Here is a 26,594-nt window from a genome sequence, read left to right as displayed (position 1 = left end):
GCGCTGGTTTCGCGGCGATCGTAACGCGCGTAGATGTCAGTTAAAGACCCCTTCAGCTTCTGTTATCGGATCGTCGTGAACCGGACAGTGACCGATCAGTAACACATCGGACGTGAACCCCCGTTGTACCAGGGGTTTCCCGGGCCGCCGGGCGGCCCGGGAAACCGTGGTGTGAGTTTCACCCGGCAGGCCTGGCGCGCCGCCCGTCGAGCAGGGCGGCGGCCGTGAACAGCTCGACGCCGACGGCGATCGCGGACTCGTCGACGTCGAAGTCGCCGCGGTGCAGATCGCGCTTGACGGGGTCCCCGGGCGTACGGACGCCCAGCCGGGCCAGCGCGCCGGGCACGTGCTCGAGGTACCAGGCGAAGTCCTCGCCGCCCAGGCTCTGGTCGGTGTCCTCGACGGAGTGCGGGCCGCGCCGGGCGACCATGGCGTCCCGGAGCAGGTCGGCGACCACCGGGTCGTTGACCACCGGCGGCACTCCGCGGACGTAGTTGATCTCCGACTTGGCCCGGTGCATCGAGGCGACCTCGTCGATGGCCGCGTGGATCAGGTCCGGGGCGTCGTGCCAGGCGGCGAGGTCCAGGCAGCGGACCGTGCCGCACAGCTCCGCGGTCATCGGGATCACGTTGCACGCGTGGCCCGAGGCGATCTTGCCCCAGGTCACGGCGAGGCCCGAGCGGGTGTCCACCCGCCGCGAGAGCAGCGCGGGCACGTCCGTGGCCACCCGGGCGGCGGCGGTGACCATGTCGGTGGTCAGGTGCGGCCGGGCGGTGTGGCCGCCGGCGCCCTCGAGGGTGATTTCCAGCCGGTCGCACGCGGAGGTCACCGGCCCGGCGCGCAGGCCGATCTTCCCGGCGTCCACGCGCGGGTCGCAGTGGACCATGATGATCTGGCCGACCCCGTCGAGCGCCCCGCACTCGATCGCGTCGGTCGCGCCGCCGGGCAGGACCTCCTCGGCGGGCTGGAAGAGCAGCCGTACGGGTCGGGGCAGCAGCCCCTGGCGGTGCAGGGCCGCGAGCACCAGGCCGGCGCCCAGGACCGTGGTGGTGTGGACGTCGTGACCGCAGGCGTGCGCCCGGTCGGGCACGGTGGAGCGGTACGGCACGTGCGCCTTGGCGTCCGGGATGGGCAGGGCGTCGATGTCCGCGCGCAGGGCCAGCATCGGCCGCTTGCCGTCCCAGGTGCCGATGTCGCAGATCAGCCCGGTGCCGGTCTCGAGGACGCGGGGCTCCAGGCCCGCCTTCTCCAGTCTGGCCTTGATCGCTGCGGTGGTGCGGAACTCCTGGTGCCCCAGCTCGGGATGCATGTGCAAGTCCCGGCGGAACGCGATCAGTTCGGCGCGCAGGCTCTCCGGGAGCCGACCCGGCAGGGAGGGCTCTTCGGGGTTTCCGGGCAGGGCGGTCTGGGGGTCGCGGGACATCAACTGGTTCACCCGTTGAAGCCTAGGCGCACTTGACGGCCAACTGGCTGGAGATCATGAAAAGTTCAGCCCGTTAGGGGAAGAAAACCCGGCCGGTGGGTGCATGACCTACGTGTCCTGGGGGTAAACTCCGCCGCTCATCCGGCCGCGGCGGAAGCGGAAGCTCCGCCCGTCGTGGCGAGCCTTCGCACGTCACGGGCGGTGTCGGTGACCCCCGCGAGGAAACTCTGGGCCCTCGGCGAGGCCGCCCCGGTGAGCCAGTCGGGGTCGATGTCGCACACCGCGACGGTCACCCCGGTGCCGGCCAGTGCGTAGGGCAGGGTGTGGACGACCGTAGACGGAAAGCTGACGATCGTACGACCGATGGGGCCGCGCCGGGCGATCAGCTCCAGCGGCAGGTCGGGCCGGACGATCTCGAGCCCGGTGGCCTCGCTCAGCGCCCGCAGCTTCTCGGCGCCCTCCCGGCGGTGCGCGAAGTAGCGGGTGGCCCCGTGCACGGCCGCCAGCCGCCGGACGGCCTCGACGTACCGCTCGTGCGCTACCACGCCGGTCTCCACCAGCGACGTGCCCACCAGGTCCGTGCCCGCGCACAGCCGCGGCGGCCCGAAGGCGGACCGGGTCCAGGCGAACTCGTTCGCGACCAGCTCCACGCCCTCCGGGACGGTCACCGGCATCGCGCTGAACACGGTGACCCGGCGGCGGCCGGAGCGCGCCGGGGTGAAGCGGCGCCGCGCCTGCGCGGACACCGGCGCGTACACCAGCTCCTTGACCTTGCCGGGGAGGCCCTGCGCGCCGACCCGGTGCCAGCGCACCAGCCGCTCGCCGCGGGCGATCTGCCCGACGAACTCCATGGTCGCGGTGCCGTCGTCGACGACCACCAGCTCCCGGGCCCGTACGAAGGTCAGGAGGAGCTGGACGAACCGCGAGAACGGGTCGCCCACCACGAGCCGCTCGGCCCGGCGCACGGCCCCGCGCAGCGAGCCGAGCGCCCGGAACGGCGCCAGCGCCCCGCCGCGGGCCTCCTGCCACTGCACTGCGTGCCCCTCGTCGCGGGCCAGTGCGGCCATCCGCCGCAGCTGGCCGCGCGACATGGGGTCCACCGGCGGCAGCACGACGATGCGCAGGCCGGGCAGTGGCGCGGCGCGCCGGGTGCTGCCGCCGGCGGGCTGGTGGGGTACGCCGGCCAGCAGGGGGCGCTCCCCCTGCGGGCCGGCGGCTCGAAGCCGGGACTCCGCGTGGGCCCACTCCAGGACGTTCAGGAGCTGGACCGGGCTCTCCACGAGGGCGAGCGTGCTCGCCTCGGCGGTCGCGTGCGCTGTCACCGTGTTCTCCTGGTTCTGCTCGTGCTCCTGGTCCGGAGCGGGCCGGGTGCGGCGGGTGGGGGTCAGACGCCGGCGAGCTCGGCGACCTCGCCCTGGACCCGGCGCAGCTTCTTCATGGGGCCGAGCTCGGACTCGTAGACCTTCTTGACGCCGTCGCCGAGGGCGGTCTCGATGGTGCGGATGTCGCGGACCAGGCGCGCGAGGCCGCCCGGCTCGACGGAGGCGGCCTGGTCGGAGCCCCACATCGCGCGGTCGAGGGTGATGTGGCGCTCGACGAAGCTGGCACCGAGGGCGACGGCGGCGAGGGTGGTCTGCAGGCCGGTCTCGTGGCCGCTGTAGCCGATCGGGACGTTCGGGTACTCCTCCATGAGCGTGTTGATCACGCGGAGGTTGAGCTCCTCGGCCTTGGCCGGGTACGTGGAAGTGGCGTGGCAGAGCAGGATGTTGTCGCTACCGAGGACCTCGACCGCGTGGCGGATCTGCTTCGGCGTGGACATGCCGGTGGAGAGGATGACGGTGCGGCCGGTGGCGCGCAGGGCGCGCAGCAGCTCGTCGTCGGTCAGCGAGGCGGAGGCCACCTTGTGGGCGGGCACGTCGAACTTCTCCAGGAAGGCGACGGACTCGACGTCCCAGGGGGAGGCGAACCACGCGATGCCGCGCTTCTCGCAGTGCTCGTCGATGGCGCGGTACTCGTCCTCGCCGAACTCGACGCGGTGCCGGTAGTCGATGTACGTCATGCGGCCCCAGGGGGTGTCGCGCTCGATCTCCCACTGGTCGCGCGGGGTGCAGACCTCGGGCGTGCGCTTCTGGAACTTGACGGCGTCGCAGCCCGCGTCGGCCGCGGCGTCGATCAGCGCGAAGGCGTTGCCGAGGTCGCCGTTGTGGTTGATGCCGATCTCGCCGACGACGTAGACGGGGCGGCCGGGGCCGGCGGTGTGCGAGCCGAGGGTGCGCAGACGGGCGGTGGAGGCGGTCATGGCAGATGACGTCCTTCGGTTTTGGTACGGGGGGTGCTCAGGGGGTTACTCAGGGGGGTCGTGCGTGTTCTCGGGTCGGGGCGTGCGGGTGCGGGCCCGGTTCGGGACCGCTCAGGGCGCCGGGGTGTGGAGCGCCGGGGTGCAGGGGGCCGGCAGGGTGTCCGGCGGGGGGTCGAGGAGCGGGGCCAGGGCGCGGGCCCGGTCCAGGTCGTGCGGGTCGTCGATCTCCAGCACGCGGGCCGGGTCGGTGCGGACGGGCACGATGTGCCCGAAGAAGCGGTGCCGGGCCGTGCGGAAGCCCGGGACGGACATCGCGTACGCCGCGCCGGTCTCCAGCAGGTCCTCGGGCCGGTCCTGGCGGCGCGGACGGTGGGCCTCGTCGTGGTTGACGCCGTACCCGCTGCGGCCGGCCGGGGTGGCCGACTCGCGCCACAGGAAGCCGTGGAAGGGGGCGACGGTGAGCGCGCAGTCGGCGCCCCGGTGCACCACCGCGGCCGCCACCCCGTCGATCTCCTCGCTGGTCAGGAACGGGCTGGTGGCCTGGACGAGGAGGACCACGTCGGCCGGCCGCCCGTGCAGCGCCTCGTGGGCGTCGAGGGCGTGCAGCACCGCGGCCTCGCTGGTGGCGGTGTCCCCGGAGAGTTCGGCCGGCCGGGGGACGACCTCGGCGCCGGCCTCCCGGGCGGCGGCCGCGATGGCCGCGTCGTCGGTGGAGACGACCACGTCGGTGACCTCGGCGGCGGCCCGGCAGGCCCGCACGGCGCGGGCCACCAGCGGCAGTCCGCCGACGGGGGCGAGGTTCTTGGCCGGTACGCCCTTGGAGCCGCCCCGGGCGGGGATCACGGCCAGGACGCGCGGGCTTCGGTCGGGGTGTGCGGGGGTGCTCACAGGTCTCCCATTCGGCGGATGACGGGGGCCACGCGCTGGACGCCCTGCCGGTAGGCCCCGCGGGCGGCGTCGCGCAGCCAGGAGCGGGCGGCGCGCCGCAGCCGGGACTCCCCGGTGGCGGGCCGGACCGCGCCGGGCAGCGGGCGCCCGTCGGTGCCGAGGTGCTGGCGGGCGAGGATGCCCGGCAGGTAGCCGGGGGCGGTGGCGCACGTGTAGTAGGGGGCGGGGGCGGGCAGTTCGGGGAGCGCGGCCAATGCGGCGAGCCGCTCGCGGGCGGTGTCGAAGGCCCGCTCGTACGGCCCGTCCGCGGCCACGCCCTGGCGGGCCAGCCAGTCGGGGTCGGGCTTCGGGCGGTGGCCCTCGTCGAGCTGGTCCCAGCTGGCGAGGCAGCCGGAGCCGACGAAGTGGTGGTTGCCGAGGGCCTCGCGGACGCCGAGGTCGGTGAGGACGGCGGTGGGGACGCCCCGGTGCAGCGATTCGAGCGCGGCCGTCGAGCTGACGGTGACGAGCAGGTCGGTGCGGTCCAGGACCTCGCCCATGTTCCCGTACACCAGGCGGAAGTTGGCCGTGGTGCCGGGGAGCTTCTCGACGAGCTTCTGGTACGGCAGCTCTTCGAGGTGCGTGGTGTGTTCGCCGGGCTTGGAGCGCAGCTTGAGCAACACCTCGCGGTCCGGGTGCCGGCGGGCGTGCTCGACGGCCCGGCGCAGCAGGTACGTGCGGTCGGCGCGGCTTTCCGGGACGGACGGCTGGGCGGCGAACACGACGGTGTACGGGCGGTCGCCGGCGGCGTCGTACGGGGCGCCGCCCAGGAAGGGCAGGGCGGTCTCGGTGACGGCGGCCGCGTCGGCGCCCACTCCGTCGTACACGGCGCGGAACCGGTCCGCGTCGTGACGGGAGTTGGCGAGGACGAGGTCGGCTCCGTGGCGCAGGAGCAGTCCGTCGGCGAGCTTCTCGTACACGACGCCGACGTAGCCGGTGACGAGGACGGGGCGCCCGCCCGGCTCGGGCCACAGGGCGCGGGCGCCGTGCAGCACCGCCTGGACCGCGCCGCCGACGAGGGCGAGGACGACCACGTCGTACGGTTCGCGCTCCAGCTCCGCGAGGAACTCGGGGCACGTCACCTCGGTCAACCGGTCGGCCCGGACGCCGACTTCACCGAGCTGGCGCGCGGTCGGAGTGGCCCGGCCGCGCAGCAGGAAGCCGGTGAGGTGGAGGTCGGGGGCGAGGCGGTGCGCGGTGAGTGCGCCCCATTTCCATCGCGTGTCGGAATCGGCGAGTACGGCGACCCGCGTCTTCCCGCGGGGGCTTTCGCCACTGGTCCTTGCTGGCACGTCGGTGAAGCTATGCGGGAATTCCGGTGATCGGCCCAACTGACTGACAACAGGGGGTTAACAGCCCGTCGACACGATGCGAATACGGCCGTGGCGGGCCCGGAATTACTGACCGCCCGACCGGGTTAACCATCCTGCCATTCTTCGTTCACGTGCAGTCCCCGCCCGGTCCATGGTGAATGCCGCGCCACGTCCTAGTGTCAGGCAGGTGGTCAAGCTCTCCGTCGTCGTGCCGTTCTACAACGTGCAGACATATGCGCCAGACGCCCTGCGAAGCCTCCGCGCGAACGCGCGGGACGACTTCGAGTTCATCCTCGTCGACGACCGGTCGACCGACGGGACGCCGGAGCTCCTGGAGCGGGCGGCCCGGGACCTGCCCGGGGCGGTGTTCATCCGGCACGAACAGAACGGCGGGCTGGCCACGGCGCGCAACACGGGGCTGGACGCGGCCCGCGGCGAGTACCTGACGTTCATGGACGGGGACGACTGGCTGGCACCCGGCCACCTGGCCGGCGTCCTGGCCGAAATAGAGGCCCTGGGCTGCGACTTCGTCCGCATCGACCACGTCCAGTCGACCGGCCGGAACCGGCTGGTGCAGCGGGTGCCGCACGGCCCGCAGGGCGAGGTGTCCGTGCCGCGGGAGGCCATCCTGCCGGCCGACCGCTCGACCTCGGTGGACTACCCCTACGCCTGGGCGGGGATGTACCACCGGCGGCTGAAGGACCGGGGGCTGCTGCACTTCACGGACGGCCTGCGGACCGCCGAGGACCGGCCGTGGATCTGGCGGCTGCACCGTGGGGCGGAGTCGTTCGCGGCCGTCGGGCAGGCCGGGATCTTCTACCGGCGCGGGGTGGCGACATCGCTCACGCAGATCGGCGACGTACGGCAGCTGGATTTCATCCGGGCATTCGATCAAGTCGTGTCCGAAACCGCAGCCGACCGCGATGCCGATCTTCTCCTCCCCAAGGCCGTTCGCACATATTGCGCAATTATTTCGCACCATATGGGTTCCATCGAAAGGTTCGAACCGGCCGTGGCCAGAAAACTCCGTGCGATGAGCGCGGCCGCGCTGAGGCGAATGCCCCAGGACGTTCTCGACGATGCGCTCGATTCCATGGACGTGCCCCGTGCGGTGCTGCTGCGCCGGCTCCGTCGGCGCGCCTCGGCGGGCGCGGGGGTGGGCGCGTGAATTCCGCCCGCTCCACCCGTACGACGCAGATCTTCCTGGCCTCGACCCTGTACGGCGCGGCCACCCTGGCCGCCGCCCTCGACGCCGGCCGCTTCCCGGCCGCCGACCGGCGCATCCTGCTGGTCAGCAACAACGCCGCGGTGCCCGAGACCACCCCGGGCCCGGCCGCCGCGCCCGGTTTCGCGCTGCTGGCCGCCCGCTTCGACGACGTACTGGACTGGAACGCCACGATCGAGCCGTTCCACCCCGGCGGCTGGCTGCCCCGCCCCGACGACGCCCCCCTGTGGGAGCGGCAGTTGCGCGCCCTGTGGGAGCTGGGCGAGGACCGGGTCGAGCTGGTCGTGGAGTCCATCCAGGTCGCGCCCGCGCAGGCGGTGGTGCAGCTGTTCCCGGGCTCCCCGATCGACGTGTACGCCGACGGGCTGATGAGCTACGGACCGACCCGCAACAAGCTGGACCCGCAGATCGGCGGGCGGGTGCGACGGCTGCTCCACCTGGACCTCGTACCGGGGCTGCAACCGCTGCTGCTCACCGAGTTCGGGGTGCCGGCGGAACTGGTGCCGGCCGAGTCCTTCCTGAAGGTGCTCGCCGAACTCGCCGAGGGGGCGCCGGTGGTGCCCGCGGCCGAGGGCGGGGCGCTGCTGCTGGGCCAGTACCTGTCGGCGATCGAACTGATCAGCCCGCAGGAAGAGGAGGAGCTGCACGTGCGGATGGTCCGCGGTGCGCACGCGCTGGGCCACCGCGACCTCGTCTTCAAGCCGCACCCCAGCGCGCCGGCCCGCTGGTCGCGCCTGGTGGAGGAGGAGGCCGAGCGGCTCGGTGCGGCGCTGACGGTGGTCGACACCCCGGTGCTGGCCGAGACGCTGTACCAGCGGGCCCGGCCCGCCCTGGTGGTGGGCTGCTTCTCCACCGGGCTGTTGACCGCCGCCACCCTGTACGGGATCCCCGCCGCGCGCACCGGCACCGGGCCGCTGCTCGACCGGCTGGCCCCGTACCAGAACAGCAACCGGGTGCCGCTGACCCTGGTCGACGCGCTGCTGCCGGAGCTGGAGGACGGGGCGGCGGTACGGGCCTGGGCCCCGCCGGCGCCCGAGCGGGTCCGGGAGGAGCTGACCGGGCTGGTCACGGCGGTCGGGTACGCGATGCAGTCGCAGATCCTGGCGGCGCGACGGCCCGACGCCGAGCGGTACCTGGCGGCGCACCTCGACGAGCGCACCTGGCGGTACTTCAAGCGACGGCGGCTGACCGCGCTGGCGCTGCCCGGCGCGCTGCCGGCGCAGCTGTCCTTCCTGCCGCGCAGCCCCGCGGTGCGGCGGGTGGTCCGGCGCGTGAAGCACCTGCGGCGGTCGGTCCGGCGCACGGCGGCGGGGTGACGGCGGGGATGACGGCCGGGGAGACGGCGGGGACGGTCCCGGGGACGGGGACGGGGACGGCGGAGACGGTGTCGGGGACGGCTTCGGGGACGATCACGGACGCGGCGGCCGGGACCGCGGCGGAGCCTTCCGCGCCGGCCGGCGCCGGGTCCGCGGCGGAGCTGCCCGCGCCGCGGGTGTCCCCGGGGCGCGCCCCGGGGGCCGGGTCCCGGCTCCGTGCCCTGGACGGGCTGCGGCTGCTCGCGGCCCTGATGGTGGCCGGCTACCACTACGGCGGGCGGGACGGGGAGATCGCCCGGTCCTGGGGCGCCTCGCCCCGGGAGCTGTTCCCGGCGGCCTCGCCGTGGCTGGCGTACGGCTGCCTGGGCGTGCAGGTCTTCTTCGTGATCAGCGGGTTCGTGATCTGCATGAGCGCGTGGGGGCGACCCCTGCGCGCCTTCCTCGCCTCGCGGGTGGCCCGCCTCTACCCGGCGTACTGGGCCGCGATCGCGCTCGTCACCCTGGTGTTCGCGCTGCCCTGGCTGCCGTACGAGGCCCTGGGGCTGAGCGACACCCTGGTGAACCTCACCATGCTCCAGCAGCCGCTGGGCGCGCCCCGGGTGCTCGGGGTGTGCTGGACGCTGTGGGCGGAGCTGCGCTTCTACGCCCTCTTCGCGCTGTGCGTGGTGCTGCCGGGCGGCGGACGGCGGCGGACGCTGCTCTTCTGCGGGGTCTGGACGGTGGCGGCGGCCCTCGCGGACGCGGCGGACCAGCCGTTCCTGACGCAGGCGCTGATGCCGGAGTACGCGCCGTTCTTCATCGGCGGGATCGGCCTCTACCTCGTCCACCGCGACCGGCGGGACGTGCTCGCCTGGGGCGTCGTGGCGGCCGGCTGGCTGATCGGCCAGCACTACGCGGTGGCCGGCCTGTGGCACGCCCCCGACCCGCGGTTCTTCTCGTACCGCAGCGCGGCGGTGATCGTCGCCGTGGTGACCGCCGGCTTCGCGGCCGTGGCGCTGATCGCGGTGGGCCGCGCGCAGTGGGCGAACTGGCGCTGGCTGACGGTCGCGGGCGCCCTGACCTACCCCTTCTACCTGGTGCACGAGCACCTGGGCTGGGCCGTCATCCGGGTCCTGCGCCGCACCCTGCACCTCCCGGCGCCGGCCGTCCTCGCCACCACGCTCGCCCTGATGCTGACCCTGGCCTGGCTCCTGCACCGCTACGTCGAACGCCCCCTGACCCCGCGCCTGCGCAGGGGCTTGGGCTGATGTGCCTCAGGTGGTCTCGGGAACACCGTCGAGCAAGCGGTCCACGGGCAGCTCGACGTTCACGCCCCGCGTCTCGGGCAGGGGGACGGTCATGCCCCGCTTGAACACCTCCCGCGATGCGTACACACCGCTGTGCGGACGTGTGTAGAGCAGGACCTCCTCGTGCCGACGATCCGCGATCAGGTACACGGGAACGCCCGCCTGGGCATAGCTGTCGACCTTGGGCCCCAGATCATCCGCCCAGTTCGACGAGGTGACCTCGATGACCAGGCGGAACACGTGGGGGGCGTAGCAGTTCTTCTGGACCTTCGCGTCCAGGAAGTCTTCCTCGACCAGGGCGAAGTCCGGGATGGCGTAGTCCTCGGGGCCCGTAGGGAGCCAGAGGCCGATGCCCTGGACCGAGCACAGCCCGGCCTCCTCGTCGCCCGCAGCGAAGAACTTCCGCATCACCCACGTCAGTGAGAGCGCGTGCTCCCCATCGGCCGGCGGTGTCACAGTGAGCCTCCCCTGGAGGATCTCCACTCGGTGCCCCGGCAGTGCGCTGGAGAGCTGATCGGCTGCCTCGCCGATCGTCATCTCATGCTGGATTACGGCCACGGCGTCCTCCTTCTGGGGGCTCATCCTTCATGAGCGTATCCATGCCGACCGACGTTCCGCCCCAGTTCACCCGGACGGGTCATGCCGATGGCACATGCCCGCACAAGGGACCGCTCAGCCCGTGGCGAGCTTCGCGGCGAAGCCGAGGAAGAGGACGCCGACGGCCGAGGTGGCACCCGCGGAGAGGCGCTTGCGGCGGCGGAAGGCGGCGGCCAGGCGGGTGCCGCCGAATATGAGGGTGGAGAGGTACAGCATGCTGGCCAGCTGCGTCAGGACGCCCAGGAGCAGGAAGGACAGCGCCGGGTAGGCGTAGTCCGGGTCCACGAACTGCACGAAGAAGGACAGCAGGAAGAGGATGGCCTTCGGGTTCAGCAGGCTGATCAGCAGCGCGCGCCGGTACGGGTGCTCGGAGTCGGCCGGCGGCTCGCCGGTCATGATCTCCTCCTGCCGGGCCGCCCGCTCGCGCCACATCGTCCACGCGGCCCGCATCATGCCCACGGCCATCCAGGCGAGGTACCCCGCGCCGAGGTACTTCACGATCCCGAACAGCACCGGGCTGGCCCGGAGCAGCGAGGCCGCGCCGACCGCGGCCAGCACCATCAGGACCGTGTCGCCGGTGAACACGCCGGCGGCGGCCTTGTACCCGGACCGCACGCCGCGGCGGGCGGCGACGGAGAGCACGTACAGCGAGTTCGGCCCCGGCAGCAGCACGATCAGGACGAGGCCGGCGAGGTAGGTCGGAAGGTCGGTGACACCCAGCATGCGGCGAGTGTCGCACGCAGGTACGACACCGCCCATGTCATCTCCATCACGTGAGATGGCACCTGTCGCCCCAGGGGGGCTCCGCCCTCTCCACGAGTCCGGGAGGAGGGCTCAGAACGACTCCACCGGCACGTACGTCCCCCACACCTCCCGCAGCGCCCCGCACACCTCGCCGATCGTGGCCCGCGCCCGCAGCGCCTCCCGCATCGGGTAGAGCGCGTTCCCGGTGCCCGCGGCCGTCCTCCGCAGGTCCGCCAGGGCCCGGTCCACCGCCGCCCCGTCCCGCTCGGCCCGCAACCGGGCCAGCCGCGCCGCCTGCTGCGCCTCGATCGCCGGGTCCACGCGCAGCGGCTCGTACGGCTCCTCCTCGTCGAGCGCGAAGCGGTTCACCCCGACCACCACCCGCTCGCCGCCGTCCGTCTCCTGCGCGATCCGGTACGCGTTCCGTTCGATCTCGCCCTTCTGGAACCCGCGCTCGATCGCGCTGACCGCGCCGCCCAGGTCCTCGACCCGTCCCATCAGCGCCACGGCCGCCGCCTCCACCTCGTCCGTCATCCGCTCGACCGCGTACGAGCCGGCGAACGGGTCCACGGTCGCGGTCACGTCCGTCTCGTACGCCAGCACCTGCTGGGTGCGCAGCGCCAGCCGGGCGGCCTTCTCGGTGGGCAGCGCGATCGCCTCGTCGAAGGAGTTGGTGTGCAGGGACTGGGTCCCGCCGAGCACCGCCGCGAGGCCCTGCACGGCCACCCGCACCAGGTTGACCTCGGGCTGCTGGGCCGTCAGCTGCACCCCCGCGGTCTGGGTGTGGAAGCGGAGCATCAGGGACTTGGGGTCCCTCGCCCCGAACTCCTCCCGCATGGTCCGCGCCCAGATCCGGCGGGCCGCCCGGAACTTCGCCACCTCCTCCAGCAGGGTGGTCCGGGCGACGAAGAAGAACGACAGGCGGGGCGCGAAGTCGTCCACGTCCATCCCGGCCGCCACCGCCGTACGGACGTACTCGGCCCCGTCGGCCAGCGTGAAGGCGATCTCCTGCACCGGCGAGGCGCCGGCCTCCGCCATGTGGTAGCCGGAGATCGAGATGGTGTTCCACCTGGGGACCTCCGTCCGGCAGTACCGGAAGATGTCGGAGGTCAGCCGCAGCGAGGGCTGGGGCGGGAAGATGTACGTCCCCCGGGCGATGTACTCCTTCAGCACGTCGTTCTGGATCGTGCCGGTCAGCCGGTCGGCCGGCACCCCCTGCTCCTCCGCCACCAGCTGGTACATCAGGAGCAGCACCGCGGCCGGCGCGTTGATGGTCATGGACGTCGAGACCCGGTCCAGCGGGATGCCGTCGAACAGCACCCGCATGTCCTCGACCGAGTCGATCGCCACCCCGACCTTGCCGACCTCGCCGTGCGCGAGCGGGGCGTCGGAGTCGTGGCCCATCTGGGTGGGCAGGTCGAAGGCCACCGAAAGGCCGGTCGTGCCGTGCTCGATGAGCTGCCGGTAGCGGGCGTTGGACTCGACCGCCGTGCCGAAGCCGGCGTACTGGCGCATCGTCCACGGCCGTCCGGTGTACATCGACGGGTACACCCCGCGCGTGAACGGGTACGAGCCGGGCGCGCCGAGGCGCTCGGCGGGGTCCCAGCCGCGCAGGTCATCCGGGCCGTAGACCGGTTCGAGGGGAAGGCCCGACTCCGAATGCCGCGTCATCGTTACCGCTCCTCCATCAAGAGGTGTGCCGGGTACTGGTACAACCTGTCCCGCACCGGAGCCGTTCGCAACCTTCACGGCCCGGGAAGCATCCCTATGGACACAGTCGGAAATCGGGGGGAACACATGTACCGCCAGAAGGTCTTCAGAGCCGCGCTGGTGGCGGCCGTCGCCGCGGCCGTCGTGACGGGCTGCGGCCCGCAGGACTCGGGCGCCGCCGGGGCCTCCGGGGGCGGGGCGGGCGCCTCGAGCAGCCCGTCGCAGGACGACAAGGGCGGCGCGACCCCGTCGGCGTCGCCGTCCGGGTCGGCCTCGGACCCGGCGTCCCCGTCGGCCTCCGCGTCCGCCTCCGCGGACAAGCCGCTGATGGCGGAGGGCACCGAGAACGAGCAGGTCCGCGAGCTCCAGGCGCGACTGCGCCAGCTGGACTACTTCAAGCGCTCCCCCACCGGCTTCTACGGCAGCATGACCGCCACCGCGGTGAAGGGCTTCCAGACGAAGCGGCAGCTGACCGTCACCGGCAGCGTCGACCAGGGGACCTGGGACAAGCTGCTCGGGATGACGCACGAGCCGACGGCGGACGAGCTGACCCCGCCGACCACCAACGAACTGGACAAGCCGGACGCGCGCTGCCTGACCGGCCGCGTGATGTGCATCAGCAAGGAGAGCCGCACCCTCGCCTGGATGATCGACGGCAAGGTGCAGCTGGCCTTCGACGTGCGCTTCGGCTCCGAGAACACGCCCACCCGCGAGGGCCAGTTCAACGTGGAGTGGAAGGCGAAGGAGTGGACGTCGACGCTCTTCCACACGCCGATGCCGTACGCGATGTTCTTCAGCCGGGGCCAGGCGGTCCACTACTCGGCCGACTTCGCCGCCCGCGGCTACGCCGGCGCCTCGCACGGCTGCGTCAACGTCCGCGACAAGGTCAAGCTGTCCCAGCTCTTCGACCAGGTGAAGGTCGGCGACAAGGTCGTCGTCTACTGGTGACGTCGCTCGCCGCCCCGTGGGGCTACTCGGCCCGCGGGGCGGCGGCCCGCAGGATCTCCTCGACGTCGAGGGTGACCTTGGCCCCGATCGACTCGGGCAGGGTGACGAGCTCGCCGGGCGCGTGGACGCGGTGGGTCTCGTATCCGTCGGCGACCGGGTCGGTGAGAACGTGCAGACGGTTGTGCCTACGGTCGACGATGACGTAGACGGGGATCTTGGCATTGCCGTAAGCGATGACTTTGCCCCGCAGATCGTTCTGGTAGTTGCTCGACGTCACCTCGAGGACGAGCCGGAAGACTGACGGGGCGTAGCAATTGTTCTCGATGAGATACGCGTCGGCGTCTGCATCCACGATGCAGAGATCAGGGATCGCATAGTCCGAGGGACCTGCGGGCAACCAGAGCCCGATGCCCTGGTGGATCTCGGACTCGTCGTCGTCCAGACCTGCGGCCAAGAAGGGGCGCATGAGCTTCGTGAGCCCGCGCGAATGAGCGATGTCCGCTGGTGGAGTCACGACGATGACGCCTCCGATGATCTCGACGCGGTAGCCAGGAAGCCGCTCCATGATCCGGTTGGCCTCGTCGATCAGAGGCCGACCACCACCGTGGGGCTGCTCAGCGGGTGCTGCTGACATCACGTGCCTCCCGTGGGCTGCTGTCGAGAGCATCATCGTAGGGCGCCCGCGGGCCCCGGGGCCGGATCCGGCGCACTCACCCGAACGGGCGAGGGCCCCGTCCCCCGGTGCGGAAACACCGGGGGACGGGGCCCTCGTACGACCTGCGGGACCGGGAAGGTCAGAAGCGGCGCGTGATCAGCGCGCGCTTGACTTCCTGGATCGCCTTCGTGACCTCGATGCCGCGGGGGCACGCGTCGGTGCAGTTGAAGGTCGTGCGGCAGCGCCACACGCCGTCCTTGTCGTTCAGGATCTCCAGCCGCTGCTCGCCGGCCTCGTCACGCGAGTCGAAGATGAAGCGGTGCGCGTTGACGATCGCCGCCGGGCCGAAGTACTGGCCGTCGTTCCAGAACACCGGGCACGAGGACGTGCACGCGGCGCACAGGATGCACTTGGTGGTGTCGTCGAAGCGCTCGCGGTCCTCGGCGGACTGCAGGCGCTCGCGGGTCGGCTCGTTGCCCTTGGTGACCAGGAACGGCATGACGTCCCGGTACGCCTGGAAGAAGGGCTCCATGTCGACGATGAGGTCCTTCATCACCGTGAGGCCCTTGATGGCCTCGACCGTGATGGGCTTCTCCGGGTTGATGTCCTTGATCAGCGTCTTGCAGGCGAGCCTGTTCTTGCCGTTGATCCGCATCGCGTCGGAGCCGCAGATGCCGTGCGCGCAGGAGCGGCGGAAGGTGAGCGTGCCGTCCAGGTTCCACTTGATCTTGTGGAGACCGTCGAGCACGCGCTCCTTCGGGTCGATCTCGATCTGGAAGTCCTGCCACTCCGCCTGGTCGGAGACCTCGGGGTTGAAGCGGCGGATCCGGAAGGTGACCGTGATGTAGGGGGAGGCGGCAGCCTCCGCCTCCACCTTGTCGAGGGTCGGGGTAGCCATCAGTACTTACGCTCCATCGGCTGGTAGCGGGTGGTGACGACGGGCTTGTAGTCGAGCCGGACGGAGTCCTTCCCGTCGGCAGCCACCTCGCGGTACGCCATGGTGTGGCGCATGAAGTTGACGTCGTCGCGGTTCGGGTAGTCCTCGCGGTAGTGACCGCCGCGGGACTCCTTGCGGGCCAGGGCCGAGACGGCCATGACCTCGGCCAGGTCGAGCAGGTTGCCCAGCTCGATGGCCTCCAGCAGGTCCGTGTTGAACCGCTTGCCCTTGTCCTGGATCGAGACGTTCTTGTAGCGCTCGCGCAGCTCCGCGATCTTCTCGACCGCCGTCTTGATGGTCTGCTCCGTGCGGAACACCGACACGTTCGCGTCCATCGTCTCCTGCAGCTCGTTGCGCAGGTCGGCGACCCGCTCCGAGCCGGTGGAGGCGCGCAGCTGCTCGACCATGTCGGTCACCAGCTGGCCCGGGTTCTCCGGCAGCTCGACGTAGTCGGCCTTGGCGGAGTACTCCGCGGCGGCGATGCCGGCGCGGCGGCCGAAGACGTTGATGTCGAGCAGCGAGTTGGTGCCCAGGCGGTTGGCGCCGTGCACGGACACGCAGGCGACCTCGCCGGCCGCGTACAGGCCCGGGACGACGGTGGTGTTGTCCGTCAGGACCTCACCCTCGACGTTGGTCGGGATGCCGCCCATGGCGTAGTGCGCGGTGGGCTGGATCGGGATCGGGTCCGTGTAGGGCTCGATGCCGAGGTAGGTGCGCGCGAACTCCGTGATGTCCGGGAGCTTGGCGTCCAGCTGCTCCGGCGGGAGGTGCGTGAGGTCCAGGTACACGTGGTCGCCCTCGGGACCGCAGCCGCGGCCCTCCCGGATCTCCGTGTAGATGGAGCGGGAGACGACGTCACGGGACGCGAGGTCCTTCATGACCGGCGCGTACTTCTCCATGAAGCGCTCGCCGTCCTTGTTGCGGAGGATGCCGCCCTCACCGCGGGCGCCCTCCGTCAGCAGGATGCCCATGCGCCAGATGCCGGTCGGGTGGAACTGGAAGAACTCCATGTCCTCGAGCGGCAGACCGCGCCGGTAGCAGGCCGCCTGGCCGTCACCGGTGAGGGTGTGCGCGTTGGAGGTCACCTTGAAGAACTTGCCGTTGCCGCCGGAGGCGTAGATGACGGCCTTCGCCTGGAAGATGTGGATCTCGCCGGTGGCCAGCTCGTACGCGACCACACCGGCGGACTTCTTGACGCCGTCGACCTCGGTGATCAGCTGGTCCAGGACGTAGAACTCGTTGAAGAACTCCACGCCCTCCTTGACGCAGTTCTGGTACAGCGTCTGGAGGATCATGTGGCCGGTGCGGTCCGCGGCGTAGCAGGACCGGCGGACCGGGGCCTCGCCGTGGTTGCGCGAGTGGCCGCCGAAGCGGCGCTGGTCGATGGTGCCGTCCGGGGTGCGGTTGAACGGCAGGCCCATCTTCTCGAGGTCGAGGACCGCGTCGATGGCCTCCTTCGCCAGGATCTCGGCGGCGTCCTGGTCGACCAGGTAGTCACCGCCCTTGACCGTGTCGAAGGTGTGCCACTCCCAGTTGTCCTCCTCCACGTTGGCCAGCGCGGCGGCCATGCCGCCCTGCGCGGCGCCCGTGTGGGAGCGGGTGGGGTAGAGCTTCGTCAGGACCGCGGTGCGGCTGCGCTTCGTCGCCTCGATGGCGGCGCGCATGCCCGCGCCACCGGCGCCGACGATGACGGTGTCGTACTTGTGGATCTTCATGCGATGTGTCGCCTCAGCCCCGTTGCCTAGCGGATGTTCGGGTCGAAGGTGAAGATCACCAGCGTGCCCAGGAGGATGGTGAACACCGTGGCGGTGTAGAGCAGGCCCTTCAGCCACAGGCGCGTGTTCGCGCGCTCCGCGTAGTCGTTGATGACGGTACGCAGGCCGTTGGCGCCGTGCAGCATGGCGAGCCACAGCATCAGCAGGTCCCAGACCTGCCAGAACGGGGAGGCCCAGCGGCCGGCGACGAAGGCGAAGCCGACCTTGCTGACGCCGCCGTCCAGCACGAGCTGGATCAGCAGGTGGCCGATGACCAGCACGACCAGGACGACGCCCGAGAGGCGCATGAAGAGCCAGGCGGCCATCTCGAAGTTGCCGCGGGTGGCGCGGGGCGTCTTGCCGGTGCGCTTGCGCGGGGCCTCGATGTACGGGGCCGGGTTCTCGACGTCGTACAGGCTCACGCCCTCGACGGCGCCGATCGCGGAAGAAGAGGTGTCTGCGGACATCTGTGTCACTTCCCGAACAGCTCGAGGTAGGCGTGGTTGAGGACCGGGTAGATAGCCCCGATCATCAGCACGATCCAGACGCCCACGACGGACCAGAGCATCTGCTTCTGGTAGCGCGGGCCCTTGGACCAGAAGTCCACGGCGATGACACGGAGACCGTTGAGCGCGTGGAAGAGGATGGCGGCCACGAGGCCGTACTCCAGCAGCGCGACGATCGGGGTCTTGTAGGTGGCCACGACATCGTCATACGCCTCGGGGGAGACGCGGACGAGAGCGGTGTCGAGGACGTGTACGAACAGGAAGAAGAAGATGAGGACGCCGGTGACTCGGTGAGCCACCCAACTCCACATTCCTTCCCGGCCGCGGTACAGCGTTCCAGCCGGCACGGAAAACCCTCCGGAAGCGAGGCGAGGGCCGCCGGCTTCGTTGTCGGTCGGGCCCGGCCGGGTACGGTCCACCGGCCCCCGACATCGTAGCGACGACTTGTCGGTTCCTTTGCCCGGGGTCCGGTGGTGTGATCAAACAGGCACGGACGGGCTATCGGACAGGTCCGAACCTGCCCAATTCGGGCGTACGCCCACGCCTGTGGGCGGGCCGGGCGCGGATGCCGCGGAAGCCATGAGGACGCCGGCGCCGACGAGCGCCCCGACGAGCGCGAGGAGCCGGCCGCGCGCCAGCCGCCGCAGCTCCTCGGCCGCGATCGTGCGCTCCTCCTCGGGGTCGTTCGCCATCCGCCGGTGGAGCGCCTCCAGCACCTGGTCGGGGTGCTCCTCGGCGGGGTGGTCGTCCAGGCAGATGAGGAAGGCGTAACCGAACGTCCGCTCGTACTCGTCCTGGGCCGCCGCCAGCGCCAGATGGGCGGCGGGCAGCGCGTCGCGGTGCAGCTCGGCCGGGAACTCGTCGGCCAGCGCCTCCGTCAGGTCCGCCCGCGAGAGGTCGTACGCCGCCTCGTCGGCCGCGGCGAGCAGCGCGTCCAGGTCCGGGTACGGGCGGTGGGCCGCGACCCGGTGCGCCCAGCGGCGGCTGCCGCAGCAGTGGAGGAGGGCGTCCTCGGCGGCGTCCGGGGTCGCCGCGTTGAAGAGGGTCAGCCCCGAGCTGCCGCGGACCTGTCCCGGGAGATGACTGGACAGCGGGGGGCTCCTCGGGGCGCGACGGGGGTGTGCCGCCACGCTACCGAGCGCCGCTACGGGCCGGGCGCACAATCAGCGGATTTTCACTCGCACGGGTAGGCGTGGTGTGCTGTGGCGCGAAGAGGTGCTCACCTGAGGGCTCCGGAGGCGACCGAGGCCGCCACCCCCCACAGGAGAGGCCCCGGCCGCCGTCCGTTACGGGCTCGTGCGACAAGCCCGTATACCTGTCAGCGCCAAGGCTGCGGTTTGTGTCACACCCCGCTGCGCTCACAGATGGTTGCTGGTTGTACAAGTCATGGACGAGACATGCAGGAACGCCGTAACGTGCTGATTTGCGCAGGGACGGACAGGACATTGAACGGGTTGGGGAGTTGCTGGGGGACGACGCGGAGCTGACCGCCGCAGTGCTCGCGGCACAGGACGGCGACGAAAGCGCGTTCCGTACTGTGTACCGCGCCGTACACCCGCGCCTGCTCGGGTACGTACGCACGCTCGTCGGCGAATGGGAGGCCGAGGACGTGGCGTCCGAGGCCTGGCTCCAGATCGCCCGCGACCTCTCCTCCTTCGAGGGCGACGCCGACCGGTTCCGCGGCTGGGCCGCCCGGATCGCGCGCAACCGGGCCCTCGACCACATACGCATGCGCGGCCGCCGGCCCGCCGTCGGCGGCGACGAGACCGAGCTCACCGGTCGGGCCGCGGACTCCGACACGTTCGGCGAGGCCATGGAGTCCCTCTCCACCGGCCGCACCATGGAGCTCATATCCCGGCTGCCGCAGGACCAGGCCGAGGCCGTCGTCCTGCGCGTGGTCGTCGGGCTCGACGCCAAGAGCGCGGCCGAGACCCTCGGCAAGCGGCCCGGCGCCGTCCGCACCGCCGCCCACCGCGGACTGAAGAAGCTCGCGGAACTGATCGGCACCGAGTTCGGCGATAATGCCGATGCTGTCGGCGGCCCGCACGGAACCAATGATTCCGGTGGCGCGGGAGGCCAGGGGGGCGGCGGCGAACTGGACGCCGTACCCGCACAGCGCGACCCCACACGGGGCCAGAAGGTGCGGACCAGTGTGACGCAATCGCGTTGGCGGACGCAGAGGGACATGTGATGGCCGACGATCGCTACGGATGGCTCGACCGGGCCGCGGCGGAACAGCTGCTGCGCGGTGGACCCGTCCTGCCCGGCGACGGCGGTCCCGCCGGGACCGCGGCCGACCGGACGGCGGGGACGCGGACGGCACGGGACGACCGCGCCCGCAGCGACGCCGAGCGGCTCGCCGAAGCGCTGGACTCGCTCGTCCCGCCCACCCGCCTCGACACCGAACTGCCCGGCGAAGCCGCCGCACTGGCCGCCTTCCGCAGCGCGCGCGCCGGCGAGGCCCGGATCCGCGCCGCCGAGGAGCCGACCGTACGGCTCGGCGGCGCCGCCCACGGCACCACCGGGTCCGCCGAACTCCCCGCCCTGACCACCTCCGCCGCCCTGCCCGTACGGGAGCACGGCCGCCCGGGCGCGTTCCGGCGCCGCCCGCTGCGGCTGGTGCTCGCGGCGGCCGTGGCGGGGCTGGCCGTCGGCGGGGTGGCGGCCGCCGCCACCTCCGGGCTGCTGCCGCAGAGCGTCATCGCCGGCCCCGCCCCGTCGCTGTCCGTCTCGGAGCTGCCCTCCACGGGCCCGAGCGGCTCGGCGACCGACATCGCCGAAGGCGACCCGGTCTCGCCGAAGCTGCTGCCGGACGGCCCCGCGACCGGGTCCGCCTCCGGCACGCCCGGCTCCGGCACCGTCACGGGCGGCACCGCCACCGGCGGCACGCCGGCGAGCGAGCACCCCGAGGACAAGGCCACCGGCGGCACCGGCACCGGGACCGGCGGCACGGACACCGGCGGCACGGGCGCCACCACGAGCCCCGAGCTCCGGGCCAAGCTGACCGAGCACTGCAAGGACCTGCGGGCCGGGAAGCTGGACCGCAAGCGGCGGCTGGACCTGGAGAGCGCGGCGGGCGGCAGCACGCTGGAGCGCTTCTGCGACCGGCTGCTGGGCGGCACGGGCGACGACAAGGACAAGGGCAAGGGCGGCGACAAGGGGAAGAACGGCTCGTCGCCGCTCGGCTTCAACCCCCGCACGGCCGGTACGGGCGCGCCCGTCACCCCGAAGGCCGCACCCGCCCCCGCGGCCACCGCCCGCGCCACCGGCCCCACCACGAAGGCCACGCCGAAGCCCACCACCGACCCCACGGCGAAGTCCGCCGCCCGGACGGCCGGTGTCGCCGGGTCCGGTGCCGCCGGGACCGCCTCGAAGGCCTCCGCCGCCGGCTCCGCCAAGGGGTCCGAAGGCGGCTCCGGCCGGTCCGGGGACGCCGCCGGCGCGAGCTCCGCGAACCGCTGACGCGCGGGTGTAACACTTTCCGCGCCCCCGGCGCAGTACATAACGAGCCGACTGGTCATCGGCCGCGCATGAGCCGGGGTTCCCCCCGTACCCCGGGGCTCTGCGCAACCCGGCGCGGGTGGGGCACGTTCCCCCGGCCCCACCCGCGCCCCTTACGTACGACGGCCGAGGCCCCGGGACTTCCCGGGGCCTCGGCCGTTTCGTCGTACCGGGCCCCAGCGCTCCGCTCCCCGCGCCACCCCCCTCCTCCCGGCACACCCCTCCTTCCCCGCACGCCTCTCCCCTCCCCGCGCCGCCCCCTCCTCCCGGCGCACCCCCGCCCCTTCCCTGAACATGTTCAAACCACGGCTTGAACGTGTTCAAAAGGAGGGCTACAGTCAGTCCTACCAACCGTTTGAACACGTTCAAGAGGGGGGTGGGGTCATGGACCTCACTGTTGTCGCGTACGTCGCCTACCTGCTCATCAGCGTCGGACTCACCGTCTGGGTGGCCCGCACGCTCAGCCGGAACGGCCGCATCTTCATCGCCGACGTCCTCCAGGGGAACGAGAAGCTCGCGGACGCCGTGAACCACCTGCTGGTGGTCGGCTTCTACCTCGTCAACCTCGGCTTCGTCAGCCTCTACCTCAAGGCCGCCGAGGACATCCCCGACGCCGCCCGCCTCCTGGAGGCGCTGTCGGCCAAGCTGGGCGTCGTGCTCCTCGTCCTCGGCGTCATGCACCTCGGCAACGTCTGGGTGCTCAACAAGATGCGCCGCCGCGGGATCCTGGAGCGGGAGAACACCCCGCCGGTGGCTCCCGACGCCTGGACCGCGCCGGCCGGGGCCTGAGCCATGGCGACGGCCGCCGCGCCGACCCCGGCGCCCCCCGTCCCGACCCGCACCCCGGTGCGCCGGCTGACGGTGCTGTACGACGCCCAGTGCCCGCTCTGCGTGCACCTGCGCAACTGGCTGCTCGGCCAGAAGTGGCTCGTCCCGCTGGCCCTCGTGCCGGCGGGGTCGTTCGAGGCCCACCGCCGCTTCCCGCGGCTCGACCACGCCGCGACCCTCCGCGAGATCACGGTGGTCGGCGACAAGGGCCAGGTCTGGCGCGGCACCGGCGCCTTCATCGTCTGCCTGTGGGCGCTGGCCGAACACCGGCCCAAGGCCCGCTGGCTGGCCACCCCGACCGGTCTGCCCTTCGCCCGCGCCACGATGCTCGCCGCGGCCAAGGTGCGCGCGGGCACGGCGGGCGCCGCGGGCACCACCGCGGGCACCACGGGCTGTTCCGACGGGTGTGCGGTGCCCGGATAGGCTCGGACACCGTGACTGAAGCAAAGCCCGCCAAGAGCGAGCAGACCCGCACGCTCATCCTCGAGACCGCGCTCCGGCTGTTCCAGGAGCGCGGTTACGACAAGACGACGATGCGGGCCATCGCGAAGGAGGCCGGCGTCTCCGTCGGCAACGCGTACTACTACTTCTCGTCCAAGGAACACCTGGTCCAGGGGTTCTACGACCGGATCGGCGCGGAGCACCAGGCGGCGGTCCGGCCGATCCTCGACCGCGAGAGCGACCTGCAGACCCGCATGTCCGGGGTGCTGACGTCCTGGCTGGACATCGCGGAGCCGTACCACGAGTTCGCGGCCCAGTTCTTCAAGAACGCCGCCGACCCGGAGAGCCCGCTCAGCCCCTTCTCCCCCGAGTCGGAGAACGCCCGCGAGGCGGCGATCGCCCTGCACCGCGAGGTGCTGGCCGGCTCCAAGGCGAAGGTCCCGGACGAGCTGCGGGACGTCCTGCCCGAGCTGATGTGGCTCTCCCAGATGGGCCTGGTGCTCTACTGGGTCTTCGACCGCTCGGAGAACTCCGAGCGCACCCGCCGGCTCGCCGAGCGCGGCTCCGCCCTCACCACGCGGGGCGTGGCGCTGGCCCGGTTCCGGGTGCTGCGGCCGCTCGTCCACGAGGTGCACGAGCTGTTCTCGGACTTCCTGCCGGGGATGGCGGCCTCGGCCGCGACGCGGGCCACGAAGACCGCGAAGTCCCGTACCGGCGCGAAGGACGAGAAGGCGGGGGACTCCGTGGAGTCCCCCGCCGAGGGCTGAGCGGTACGGCCCTCAGGCCGTGCCCGCCGGTGCCGGATTCCCCGTCAGAGCCAGTTCAGGTCGCCGAGGCGCCACACGCCCGTGCCGTCGGACAGGAACTGGGCACCCGTGACCGCCTCGCGGCTGACCACGTAGTCCTTCTTCTGCCAGATCGGCAGCATGGGGACCTTCAGGGCCACCTGCCGCTGCAGCTCGCGGAAGTCGTTCGCGGCCATGCCGCGGTCGCTGTAGGACTGGGTCCGGGTGATCAGCTTCTGCACGGCCGGGTCGGAGAAGCCGCTGAGCATCGAGGAGTCGGAGCCGATCAGCGGGGCGGTGAAGTTGTCCGGGTCCGGGAAGTCCGGGATCCAGCCGACGTTGTACGCGTCGAACTTGCCGGCCGCGTAGGCCTTCTGGAACGTGGTGAAGTCCGGCTGGACGTCCACCTTGACCTTGAAGAGGCCGGACTCGTCCAGCTGCTTCTTGATGTTCTCGGCCTCTGCGACGTTGGTGCCGCGCTTGTTGATGCCGAGGGTGAAGGACACCGGGGTGCTCACGTTCGCCTCGCGCAGCAGCGACTTGGCGCTGGCGGCGCTGGGCTGCGGGTAGGCGTCGTAGAACGCGGTGCTGTGGCCGCTGATGCCCTGCGGGATCAGCGAGTACAGCGGGGTGACGGTGCCCTCGAAGACCAGGTTCGCGATCTGGGAGCGGTCGAGCACGGCGGCGACGGCCTGGCGCACGGCCCGGTCCTCGAAGGCCGAGCCCTTGCGGGCGTTGAAGACCATGTTGCGGGTCTCGGAGCCGCCCGACTCGTGGTAGCGGATGTCCTTCATGCCCGGGTTGAGGCCGGCCAGCACGTTCGGCGGCAGGTCGCGGTGGGCGACGTCGACCTCGTGGCCCGTCCACGCGTCGTTGAGCTGGTCCGAGTCCTCGTAGTACTTGATGGTGACGGGCACGTGGGGAGCGCGCGCGTTGCCGCTGTACGAGTCGTTCGGCGTGAGCTCGATCTGGCCCTTGGTGAACGACTTGAGCGTGTACACGCCGGAGCCGTCGACCTCGGAACCGGTGCGCAGACCGGCGGCCGGGTACTTGTCCTTGTCCACGATCGAGCCGGCACCCGAGGCGATCTTGAACGGGAAGGTCGCGTCGCGCGCGGAGAGGTTGAAGGTGATCGTGCGGCCCTGGGTGCTGACCGACCTCAGCGTGTTGAACAGCGGGCCCGGGCCCTGGTCCGACTTGATCGCCTTGATGCGGTCGAACGAGAACTTCACGTCCGCGGCGGTGATCTCCCGGCCGTTGGAGAACTTCACGCCCGGCCGCAGCTCGCACTGGTACGTGGTGAGCTTCTGGCCGATGAACCGGCAGGAGCTCGCGGCGTCCGGCACCGGCATCTGCGAGCCCGTCTTCATGGTCAGCAGCGACTGGTAGACGTTGCTGAACAGCGCCCAGGAACCGGCGTCGTACGCGCCCGCCGGGTCCAGCGACGAGACCTCGTCGGTCGTGCCGACCGTGATCGCGTCGTTCTTCTCCCCTACGGACGGAAGGAGCTGCCAGGCGCCGACACCGGCGACCACCAGAACCGAACCGGCCGCCAGGCCTATGACTGCTACACGCCGCATGGCGAGAATTCCTCCATCAACCCCCGAGCCGGCGGCCCCCATAGCCGACGACTCAAAGCCGTCGGCCAACCCACGGCCGACAGCTCCTGGCCGACGGTCCCTAGCCGTCGCCCACTGGGCCGGTGGCTCCCTATAGCCACCGACAGAGGAGCCAACGGCCCCCATAGCCATCAGCTCCTGCAAAACGTTGCCCACTCAACCACGGAAATTTCACAAGTGGAAGGGCGTGTCGCTACAGGTTTGGGCAAGTTACGCCTGATAAGACGCAAGCTCTACGACTGTGATGTCCGACGGCGCTCCGACCCGCACCGGCGGCCCCCAGGCCCCGGCCCCGCGCGAGACGTACAGCTGCGTGTCCCCGTAGCGTTCCAGACCGGCCACGGTGGGGTTGGCGAGCGCGGCGACGTACTCCCCCGGCCAGAGCTGGCCGCCGTGCGTGTGCCCGGAGAGCTGGAGGTCGACGCCGTGCCGGACCGCGTCGTCGATCACCACCGGCTGGTGGGCGAGCAGCACGGCCGTGCGGGCCGGGTCGCGGTCGCCGAGGGCCTTGGCGAAGTCGGGACCGTGGCCCTCGCGTTCGCCGGCCACGTCGTTGACGCCGGCCAGGTCGAAGCCGGGCAGTTCGGTGCGGGCGTTCTCCAGGGGGTGCAGGCCGAGCTCCCGCACGTGGTCGACCCACTGCTGGGCGCCGGAGAAGTACTCGTGGTTCCCGGTCACGAAGTACGCGCCGTGACGGGCCCGTAGCCGGGCGAGGGGCTCGGCGGCGGGGCCGAGGTCCGCGACGCTGCCGTCGACGAGGTCGCCGACGACCGCGATCAGGTCGGGCTGGGTGGCGTTGATCCGGTCGACGATGCGGGTGGTGTGGGCACGGCCCAGGATCGGGCCGAGGTGGATGTCGCTGACGACGGCGATGCGGAAGCCGTGGGCCGCCCTGGGGAGCTTGGCCAACGGCACCGTGATGCGCTTCACCGCCGGGCCGCGCATGACCCCGTACGTGCCGTACGCGACCGTGCCGGCCGCAGCCGCCACCGCCGCTCCGGCCAGCGTCCGGGCGACGAACACCCTGCGGGTGGGCCCGGCCTCGGCCGGCTCCGGCTCCGGCTCCGCCGCAGCCACCGGCGGGGCCGGAGTCGGGGCCGGGGCCGGGGTCGAAGCCCGCGCCGACCTCCTCAGCCACAGCGCGCGGACCGGTTCGGCGACCAGGAGGGCCAGCGACAGGTACAGGAGGACGGCCAGCCACAGGTATCCCGGCCAGGCGAGCACCCGCTGGAGCCAGAAGGGGGCGCCGGCCCGGCCGGAGACGAGGGCGCCGACCGTCAGCAGGGGCAGGGCCACCAGGGCGCCCGTACCGAGCGTGCGCCACCGCCCCGTGAGCGCCGTGTCACGGACCAGCCGGACCCACAGCCACCGGTGCACCAGCACCAGCAGGCCGAGGACCGCCAGCGCGATCGCGACGAAGAGGACGACGGTCATCGTGACTCGCGCCGCAGCGCGCGGACCCCGCGCAACCCGATCACTCCAACGCCCGTCCCCAGGAGAAAGGAAGTGACCGCGAGCGCAAGATGCACCCAGAAGTAGGCGGTCGGGTCCCCGGCGTCGTCGAAGGCGAGGCCGCTGCCGTCCTTCCACAGGTTCTTGACGAAAGTGGTCCAGATGATCCAGCTCCACACCCCGAAGGCGAGCAGGAACCAGGAGGCGGAACGGCTGAGTCTCATGGGGCCAGTATCGGCTCAGTCCCCAGGACGGCCGCGTCGGGGTGGGCTGTCTCGGCAGACGTTGCGGCGGTTCGGCCCGCCCGGCTCCGCTTCCCGGCGGACTG

At 71.9% G+C, this 26,594-nt stretch carries 25 protein-coding genes and 1 pseudogene; 9 read left to right on the top strand and 17 right to left on the bottom strand.

Translation table 11 applies throughout. From position 1 onward, the window contains the following. Window positions 1–178 precede the first annotated feature (178 nt). From ACIQCH_RS30200 to ACIQCH_RS30180, 5 genes and pseudogenes are all read right to left on the bottom strand, one after another. On the bottom strand, window positions 179–1,423 hold the full coding sequence (locus ACIQCH_RS30200; RefSeq protein ID WP_402586102.1) for an amidohydrolase: 1,245 nt from the start codon (window positions 1,421–1,423) through the stop codon (window positions 179–181). 137 nt (window positions 1,424–1,560) lie between these two features. Then, entirely contained in the window at window positions 1,561–2,745 is a 1,185-nt protein-coding gene (locus tag ACIQCH_RS30195) for a hypothetical protein (protein WP_402586067.1), read from the bottom strand. A gap of 62 nt (window positions 2,746–2,807) precedes the next feature. Beyond that, a complete protein-coding gene (locus ACIQCH_RS30190; RefSeq protein ID WP_402586065.1) occupies window positions 2,808–3,722 on the bottom strand; it encodes an N-acetylneuraminate synthase family protein in 915 nt (304 codons plus the stop codon). Between the two features lie 150 nt (window positions 3,723–3,872). Further along, window positions 3,873–4,610, bottom strand: a pseudogene (locus tag ACIQCH_RS30185) (cytidylyltransferase domain-containing protein); the annotation flags it as partial. Further along, window positions 4,607–5,941, bottom strand: coding sequence for a DUF6716 putative glycosyltransferase (locus ACIQCH_RS30180; protein WP_402586063.1), 1,335 nt, complete (start codon window positions 5,939–5,941; stop codon window positions 4,607–4,609). The gene ACIQCH_RS30180 and the pseudogene ACIQCH_RS30185, both read right to left, overlap by 4 nt. A 208-nt stretch (window positions 5,942–6,149) precedes the next feature. Between ACIQCH_RS30180 and ACIQCH_RS30175 the strand changes: the two genes are divergently transcribed. From ACIQCH_RS30175 to ACIQCH_RS30165, 3 genes are read left to right on the top strand one after another with little or no spacing between them, the layout of a single operon-like run. Then, complete coding sequence (locus ACIQCH_RS30175) at window positions 6,150–7,130, top strand: glycosyltransferase family 2 protein (RefSeq protein ID WP_402586061.1); 981 nt, start codon at window positions 6,150–6,152, stop codon at window positions 7,128–7,130. Beyond that, entirely contained in the window at window positions 7,127–8,503 is a 1,377-nt protein-coding gene (locus ACIQCH_RS30170) for a polysialyltransferase family glycosyltransferase (RefSeq protein WP_402586059.1), read from the top strand. The genes ACIQCH_RS30175 and ACIQCH_RS30170 overlap by 4 nt, the downstream gene beginning before the upstream one ends. 8 nt (window positions 8,504–8,511) lie before the next feature. Next, complete coding sequence (locus ACIQCH_RS30165; protein WP_402586057.1) at window positions 8,512–9,750, top strand: acyltransferase family protein; 1,239 nt, start codon at window positions 8,512–8,514, stop codon at window positions 9,748–9,750. A 6-nt stretch (window positions 9,751–9,756) separates the two neighbouring features. On the opposite strand, the gene ACIQCH_RS30160 is transcribed toward ACIQCH_RS30165, so the two are convergent. The 3 genes from ACIQCH_RS30160 to ACIQCH_RS30150 all read right to left on the bottom strand — a co-directional run bounded on the left by ACIQCH_RS30160 (window position 9,757) and on the right by ACIQCH_RS30150 (window position 12,801). Beyond that, window positions 9,757–10,371, bottom strand: coding sequence for a Uma2 family endonuclease (locus ACIQCH_RS30160; protein WP_402586055.1), 615 nt, complete (start codon window positions 10,369–10,371; stop codon window positions 9,757–9,759). Between the two features lie 90 nt (window positions 10,372–10,461). After that, window positions 10,462–11,109 carry a leucine efflux protein LeuE gene (gene leuE, locus ACIQCH_RS30155; RefSeq protein ID WP_402586053.1) on the bottom strand — a complete coding sequence of 216 codons (648 nt, stop codon included), beginning with the start codon at window positions 11,107–11,109 and terminating at the stop codon, window positions 10,462–10,464. A 111-nt stretch (window positions 11,110–11,220) separates the two neighbouring features. Next, window positions 11,221–12,801, bottom strand: a complete 1,581-nt coding sequence (locus ACIQCH_RS30150; protein WP_402586051.1) for a methylmalonyl-CoA mutase — start codon at window positions 12,799–12,801, stop codon at window positions 11,221–11,223. Between the two features lie 126 nt (window positions 12,802–12,927). Between ACIQCH_RS30150 and ACIQCH_RS30145 the strand changes: the two genes are divergently transcribed. Then, complete coding sequence (locus ACIQCH_RS30145; RefSeq protein WP_402586049.1) at window positions 12,928–13,788, top strand: peptidoglycan-binding protein; 861 nt, start codon at window positions 12,928–12,930, stop codon at window positions 13,786–13,788. A 22-nt stretch (window positions 13,789–13,810) separates the two neighbouring features. Here ACIQCH_RS30145 and ACIQCH_RS30140 read toward each other — a convergent pair whose 3' ends face one another. The 6 genes from ACIQCH_RS30140 to ACIQCH_RS30115 all read right to left on the bottom strand — a co-directional run bounded on the left by ACIQCH_RS30140 (window position 13,811) and on the right by ACIQCH_RS30115 (window position 18,731). Continuing rightward, entirely contained in the window at window positions 13,811–14,422 is a 612-nt protein-coding gene (locus tag ACIQCH_RS30140) for a Uma2 family endonuclease (protein WP_402586047.1), read from the bottom strand. Between the two features lie 160 nt (window positions 14,423–14,582). Further along, a complete protein-coding gene (locus ACIQCH_RS30135; RefSeq protein ID WP_402586045.1) occupies window positions 14,583–15,341 on the bottom strand; it encodes a succinate dehydrogenase iron-sulfur subunit in 759 nt (252 codons plus the stop codon). Next, window positions 15,341–17,095 carry a succinate dehydrogenase flavoprotein subunit gene (gene sdhA, locus ACIQCH_RS30130; protein WP_402586043.1) on the bottom strand — a complete coding sequence of 585 codons (1,755 nt, stop codon included), beginning with the start codon at window positions 17,093–17,095 and terminating at the stop codon, window positions 15,341–15,343. The genes ACIQCH_RS30135 and sdhA overlap by 1 nt, the downstream gene beginning before the upstream one ends. A 26-nt stretch (window positions 17,096–17,121) precedes the next feature. Further along, a complete protein-coding gene (locus tag ACIQCH_RS30125) occupies window positions 17,122–17,601 on the bottom strand; it encodes a succinate dehydrogenase hydrophobic membrane anchor subunit (protein WP_402586041.1) in 480 nt (159 codons plus the stop codon). Window positions 17,602–17,606: 5 nt separating this feature from the next. Then, on the bottom strand, window positions 17,607–17,987 hold the full coding sequence (gene sdhC / locus ACIQCH_RS30120) for a succinate dehydrogenase, cytochrome b556 subunit (protein WP_402586039.1): 381 nt from the start codon (window positions 17,985–17,987) through the stop codon (window positions 17,607–17,609). A gap of 132 nt (window positions 17,988–18,119) precedes the next feature. Continuing rightward, on the bottom strand, window positions 18,120–18,731 hold the full coding sequence (locus ACIQCH_RS30115; protein ID WP_402586100.1) for a 2-oxo-4-hydroxy-4-carboxy-5-ureidoimidazoline decarboxylase: 612 nt from the start codon (window positions 18,729–18,731) through the stop codon (window positions 18,120–18,122). A gap of 371 nt (window positions 18,732–19,102) precedes the next feature. Between ACIQCH_RS30115 and ACIQCH_RS30110 the strand changes: the two genes are divergently transcribed. The 5 genes from ACIQCH_RS30110 to ACIQCH_RS30090 all read left to right on the top strand — a co-directional run bounded on the left by ACIQCH_RS30110 (window position 19,103) and on the right by ACIQCH_RS30090 (window position 23,177). Beyond that, entirely contained in the window at window positions 19,103–19,831 is a 729-nt protein-coding gene (locus tag ACIQCH_RS30110) for an RNA polymerase sigma factor (RefSeq protein WP_402586098.1), read from the top strand. Further along, on the top strand, window positions 19,831–21,102 hold the full coding sequence (locus ACIQCH_RS30105) for a hypothetical protein (protein WP_402586037.1): 1,272 nt from the start codon (window positions 19,831–19,833) through the stop codon (window positions 21,100–21,102). Before ACIQCH_RS30110 ends, ACIQCH_RS30105 begins: the two co-directional genes overlap by 1 nt. 423 nt (window positions 21,103–21,525) lie before the next feature. Next, a complete protein-coding gene (locus ACIQCH_RS30100; RefSeq protein ID WP_402586035.1) occupies window positions 21,526–21,930 on the top strand; it encodes a hypothetical protein in 405 nt (134 codons plus the stop codon). A 3-nt stretch (window positions 21,931–21,933) separates the two neighbouring features. Beyond that, window positions 21,934–22,392, top strand: coding sequence for a thiol-disulfide oxidoreductase DCC family protein (locus ACIQCH_RS30095; RefSeq protein ID WP_402586033.1), 459 nt, complete (start codon window positions 21,934–21,936; stop codon window positions 22,390–22,392). A gap of 11 nt (window positions 22,393–22,403) precedes the next feature. Then, a complete protein-coding gene (locus ACIQCH_RS30090; protein WP_402586031.1) occupies window positions 22,404–23,177 on the top strand; it encodes a TetR/AcrR family transcriptional regulator in 774 nt (257 codons plus the stop codon). Window positions 23,178–23,221: 44 nt separating this feature from the next. Here ACIQCH_RS30090 and ACIQCH_RS30085 read toward each other — a convergent pair whose 3' ends face one another. The 3 genes from ACIQCH_RS30085 to ACIQCH_RS30075 form a co-directional block, all read right to left on the bottom strand. Then, window positions 23,222–24,775: an ABC transporter substrate-binding protein gene (locus ACIQCH_RS30085; RefSeq protein ID WP_402586029.1), complete on the bottom strand. Its 1,554-nt coding sequence runs from the start codon at window positions 24,773–24,775 to the stop codon at window positions 23,222–23,224. 249 nt (window positions 24,776–25,024) lie between these two features. Continuing rightward, the gene (locus tag ACIQCH_RS30080) at window positions 25,025–26,248 is read right to left on the bottom strand and encodes a metallophosphoesterase (protein ID WP_402586028.1); all 1,224 of its coding nucleotides are present in this window, start codon (window positions 26,246–26,248) and stop codon (window positions 25,025–25,027) included. Further along, window positions 26,245–26,490, bottom strand: coding sequence for an SCO4848 family membrane protein (locus tag ACIQCH_RS30075; RefSeq protein WP_030204100.1), 246 nt, complete (start codon window positions 26,488–26,490; stop codon window positions 26,245–26,247). Before ACIQCH_RS30075 ends, ACIQCH_RS30080 begins: the two co-directional genes overlap by 4 nt. Between the last annotated feature and the right edge of the window lie 104 nt (window positions 26,491–26,594).

The organism is Streptomyces sp. NPDC093225 (assembly GCF_044753805.1).
Classification (GTDB): Bacteria; Actinomycetota; Actinomycetes; order Streptomycetales; family Streptomycetaceae; genus Streptomyces.
The sequence above is the reverse complement of the archived record's forward strand: the minus strand, read 5'-3'. Positions and strand labels throughout refer to the sequence as shown.

Excerpts from the sequence above, each read along its gene's own strand:
- ACIQCH_RS30200 (WP_402586102.1), bottom strand. The coding sequence starts at position 1,423 with ATGTCCCGCGACCCCCAGACCGCCCTGCCCGGAAACCCCGAAGAGCCC.
- ACIQCH_RS30190 (WP_402586065.1), bottom strand. The coding sequence starts at position 3,722 with ATGACCGCCTCCACCGCCCGTCTGCGCACCCTCGGCTCGCACACCGCC.
- ACIQCH_RS30165 (WP_402586057.1), top strand. The coding sequence starts at position 8,512 with ATGACGGCCGGGGAGACGGCGGGGACGGTCCCGGGGACGGGGACGGGG.
- ACIQCH_RS30160 (WP_402586055.1), bottom strand. The coding sequence starts at position 10,371 with ATGAGCCCCCAGAAGGAGGACGCCGTGGCCGTAATCCAGCATGAGATG.
- leuE (WP_402586053.1), bottom strand. The coding sequence starts at position 11,109 with ATGCTGGGTGTCACCGACCTTCCGACCTACCTCGCCGGCCTCGTCCTG.
- ACIQCH_RS30150 (WP_402586051.1), bottom strand. The coding sequence starts at position 12,801 with ATGACGCGGCATTCGGAGTCGGGCCTTCCCCTCGAACCGGTCTACGGC.
- ACIQCH_RS30145 (WP_402586049.1), top strand. The coding sequence starts at position 12,928 with ATGTACCGCCAGAAGGTCTTCAGAGCCGCGCTGGTGGCGGCCGTCGCC.
- ACIQCH_RS30140 (WP_402586047.1), bottom strand. The coding sequence starts at position 14,422 with ATGTCAGCAGCACCCGCTGAGCAGCCCCACGGTGGTGGTCGGCCTCTG.
- ACIQCH_RS30135 (WP_402586045.1), bottom strand. The coding sequence starts at position 15,341 with ATGGCTACCCCGACCCTCGACAAGGTGGAGGCGGAGGCTGCCGCCTCC.
- sdhA (WP_402586043.1), bottom strand. The coding sequence starts at position 17,095 with ATGAAGATCCACAAGTACGACACCGTCATCGTCGGCGCCGGTGGCGCG.
- ACIQCH_RS30125 (WP_402586041.1), bottom strand. The coding sequence starts at position 17,601 with ATGTCCGCAGACACCTCTTCTTCCGCGATCGGCGCCGTCGAGGGCGTG.
- ACIQCH_RS30105 (WP_402586037.1), top strand. The coding sequence starts at position 19,831 with ATGGCCGACGATCGCTACGGATGGCTCGACCGGGCCGCGGCGGAACAG.
- ACIQCH_RS30100 (WP_402586035.1), top strand. The coding sequence starts at position 21,526 with ATGGACCTCACTGTTGTCGCGTACGTCGCCTACCTGCTCATCAGCGTC.
- ACIQCH_RS30095 (WP_402586033.1), top strand. The coding sequence starts at position 21,934 with ATGGCGACGGCCGCCGCGCCGACCCCGGCGCCCCCCGTCCCGACCCGC.
- ACIQCH_RS30085 (WP_402586029.1), bottom strand. The coding sequence starts at position 24,775 with ATGCGGCGTGTAGCAGTCATAGGCCTGGCGGCCGGTTCGGTTCTGGTG.
- ACIQCH_RS30080 (WP_402586028.1), bottom strand. The coding sequence starts at position 26,248 with ATGACCGTCGTCCTCTTCGTCGCGATCGCGCTGGCGGTCCTCGGCCTG.
- ACIQCH_RS30075 (WP_030204100.1), bottom strand. The coding sequence starts at position 26,490 with ATGAGACTCAGCCGTTCCGCCTCCTGGTTCCTGCTCGCCTTCGGGGTG.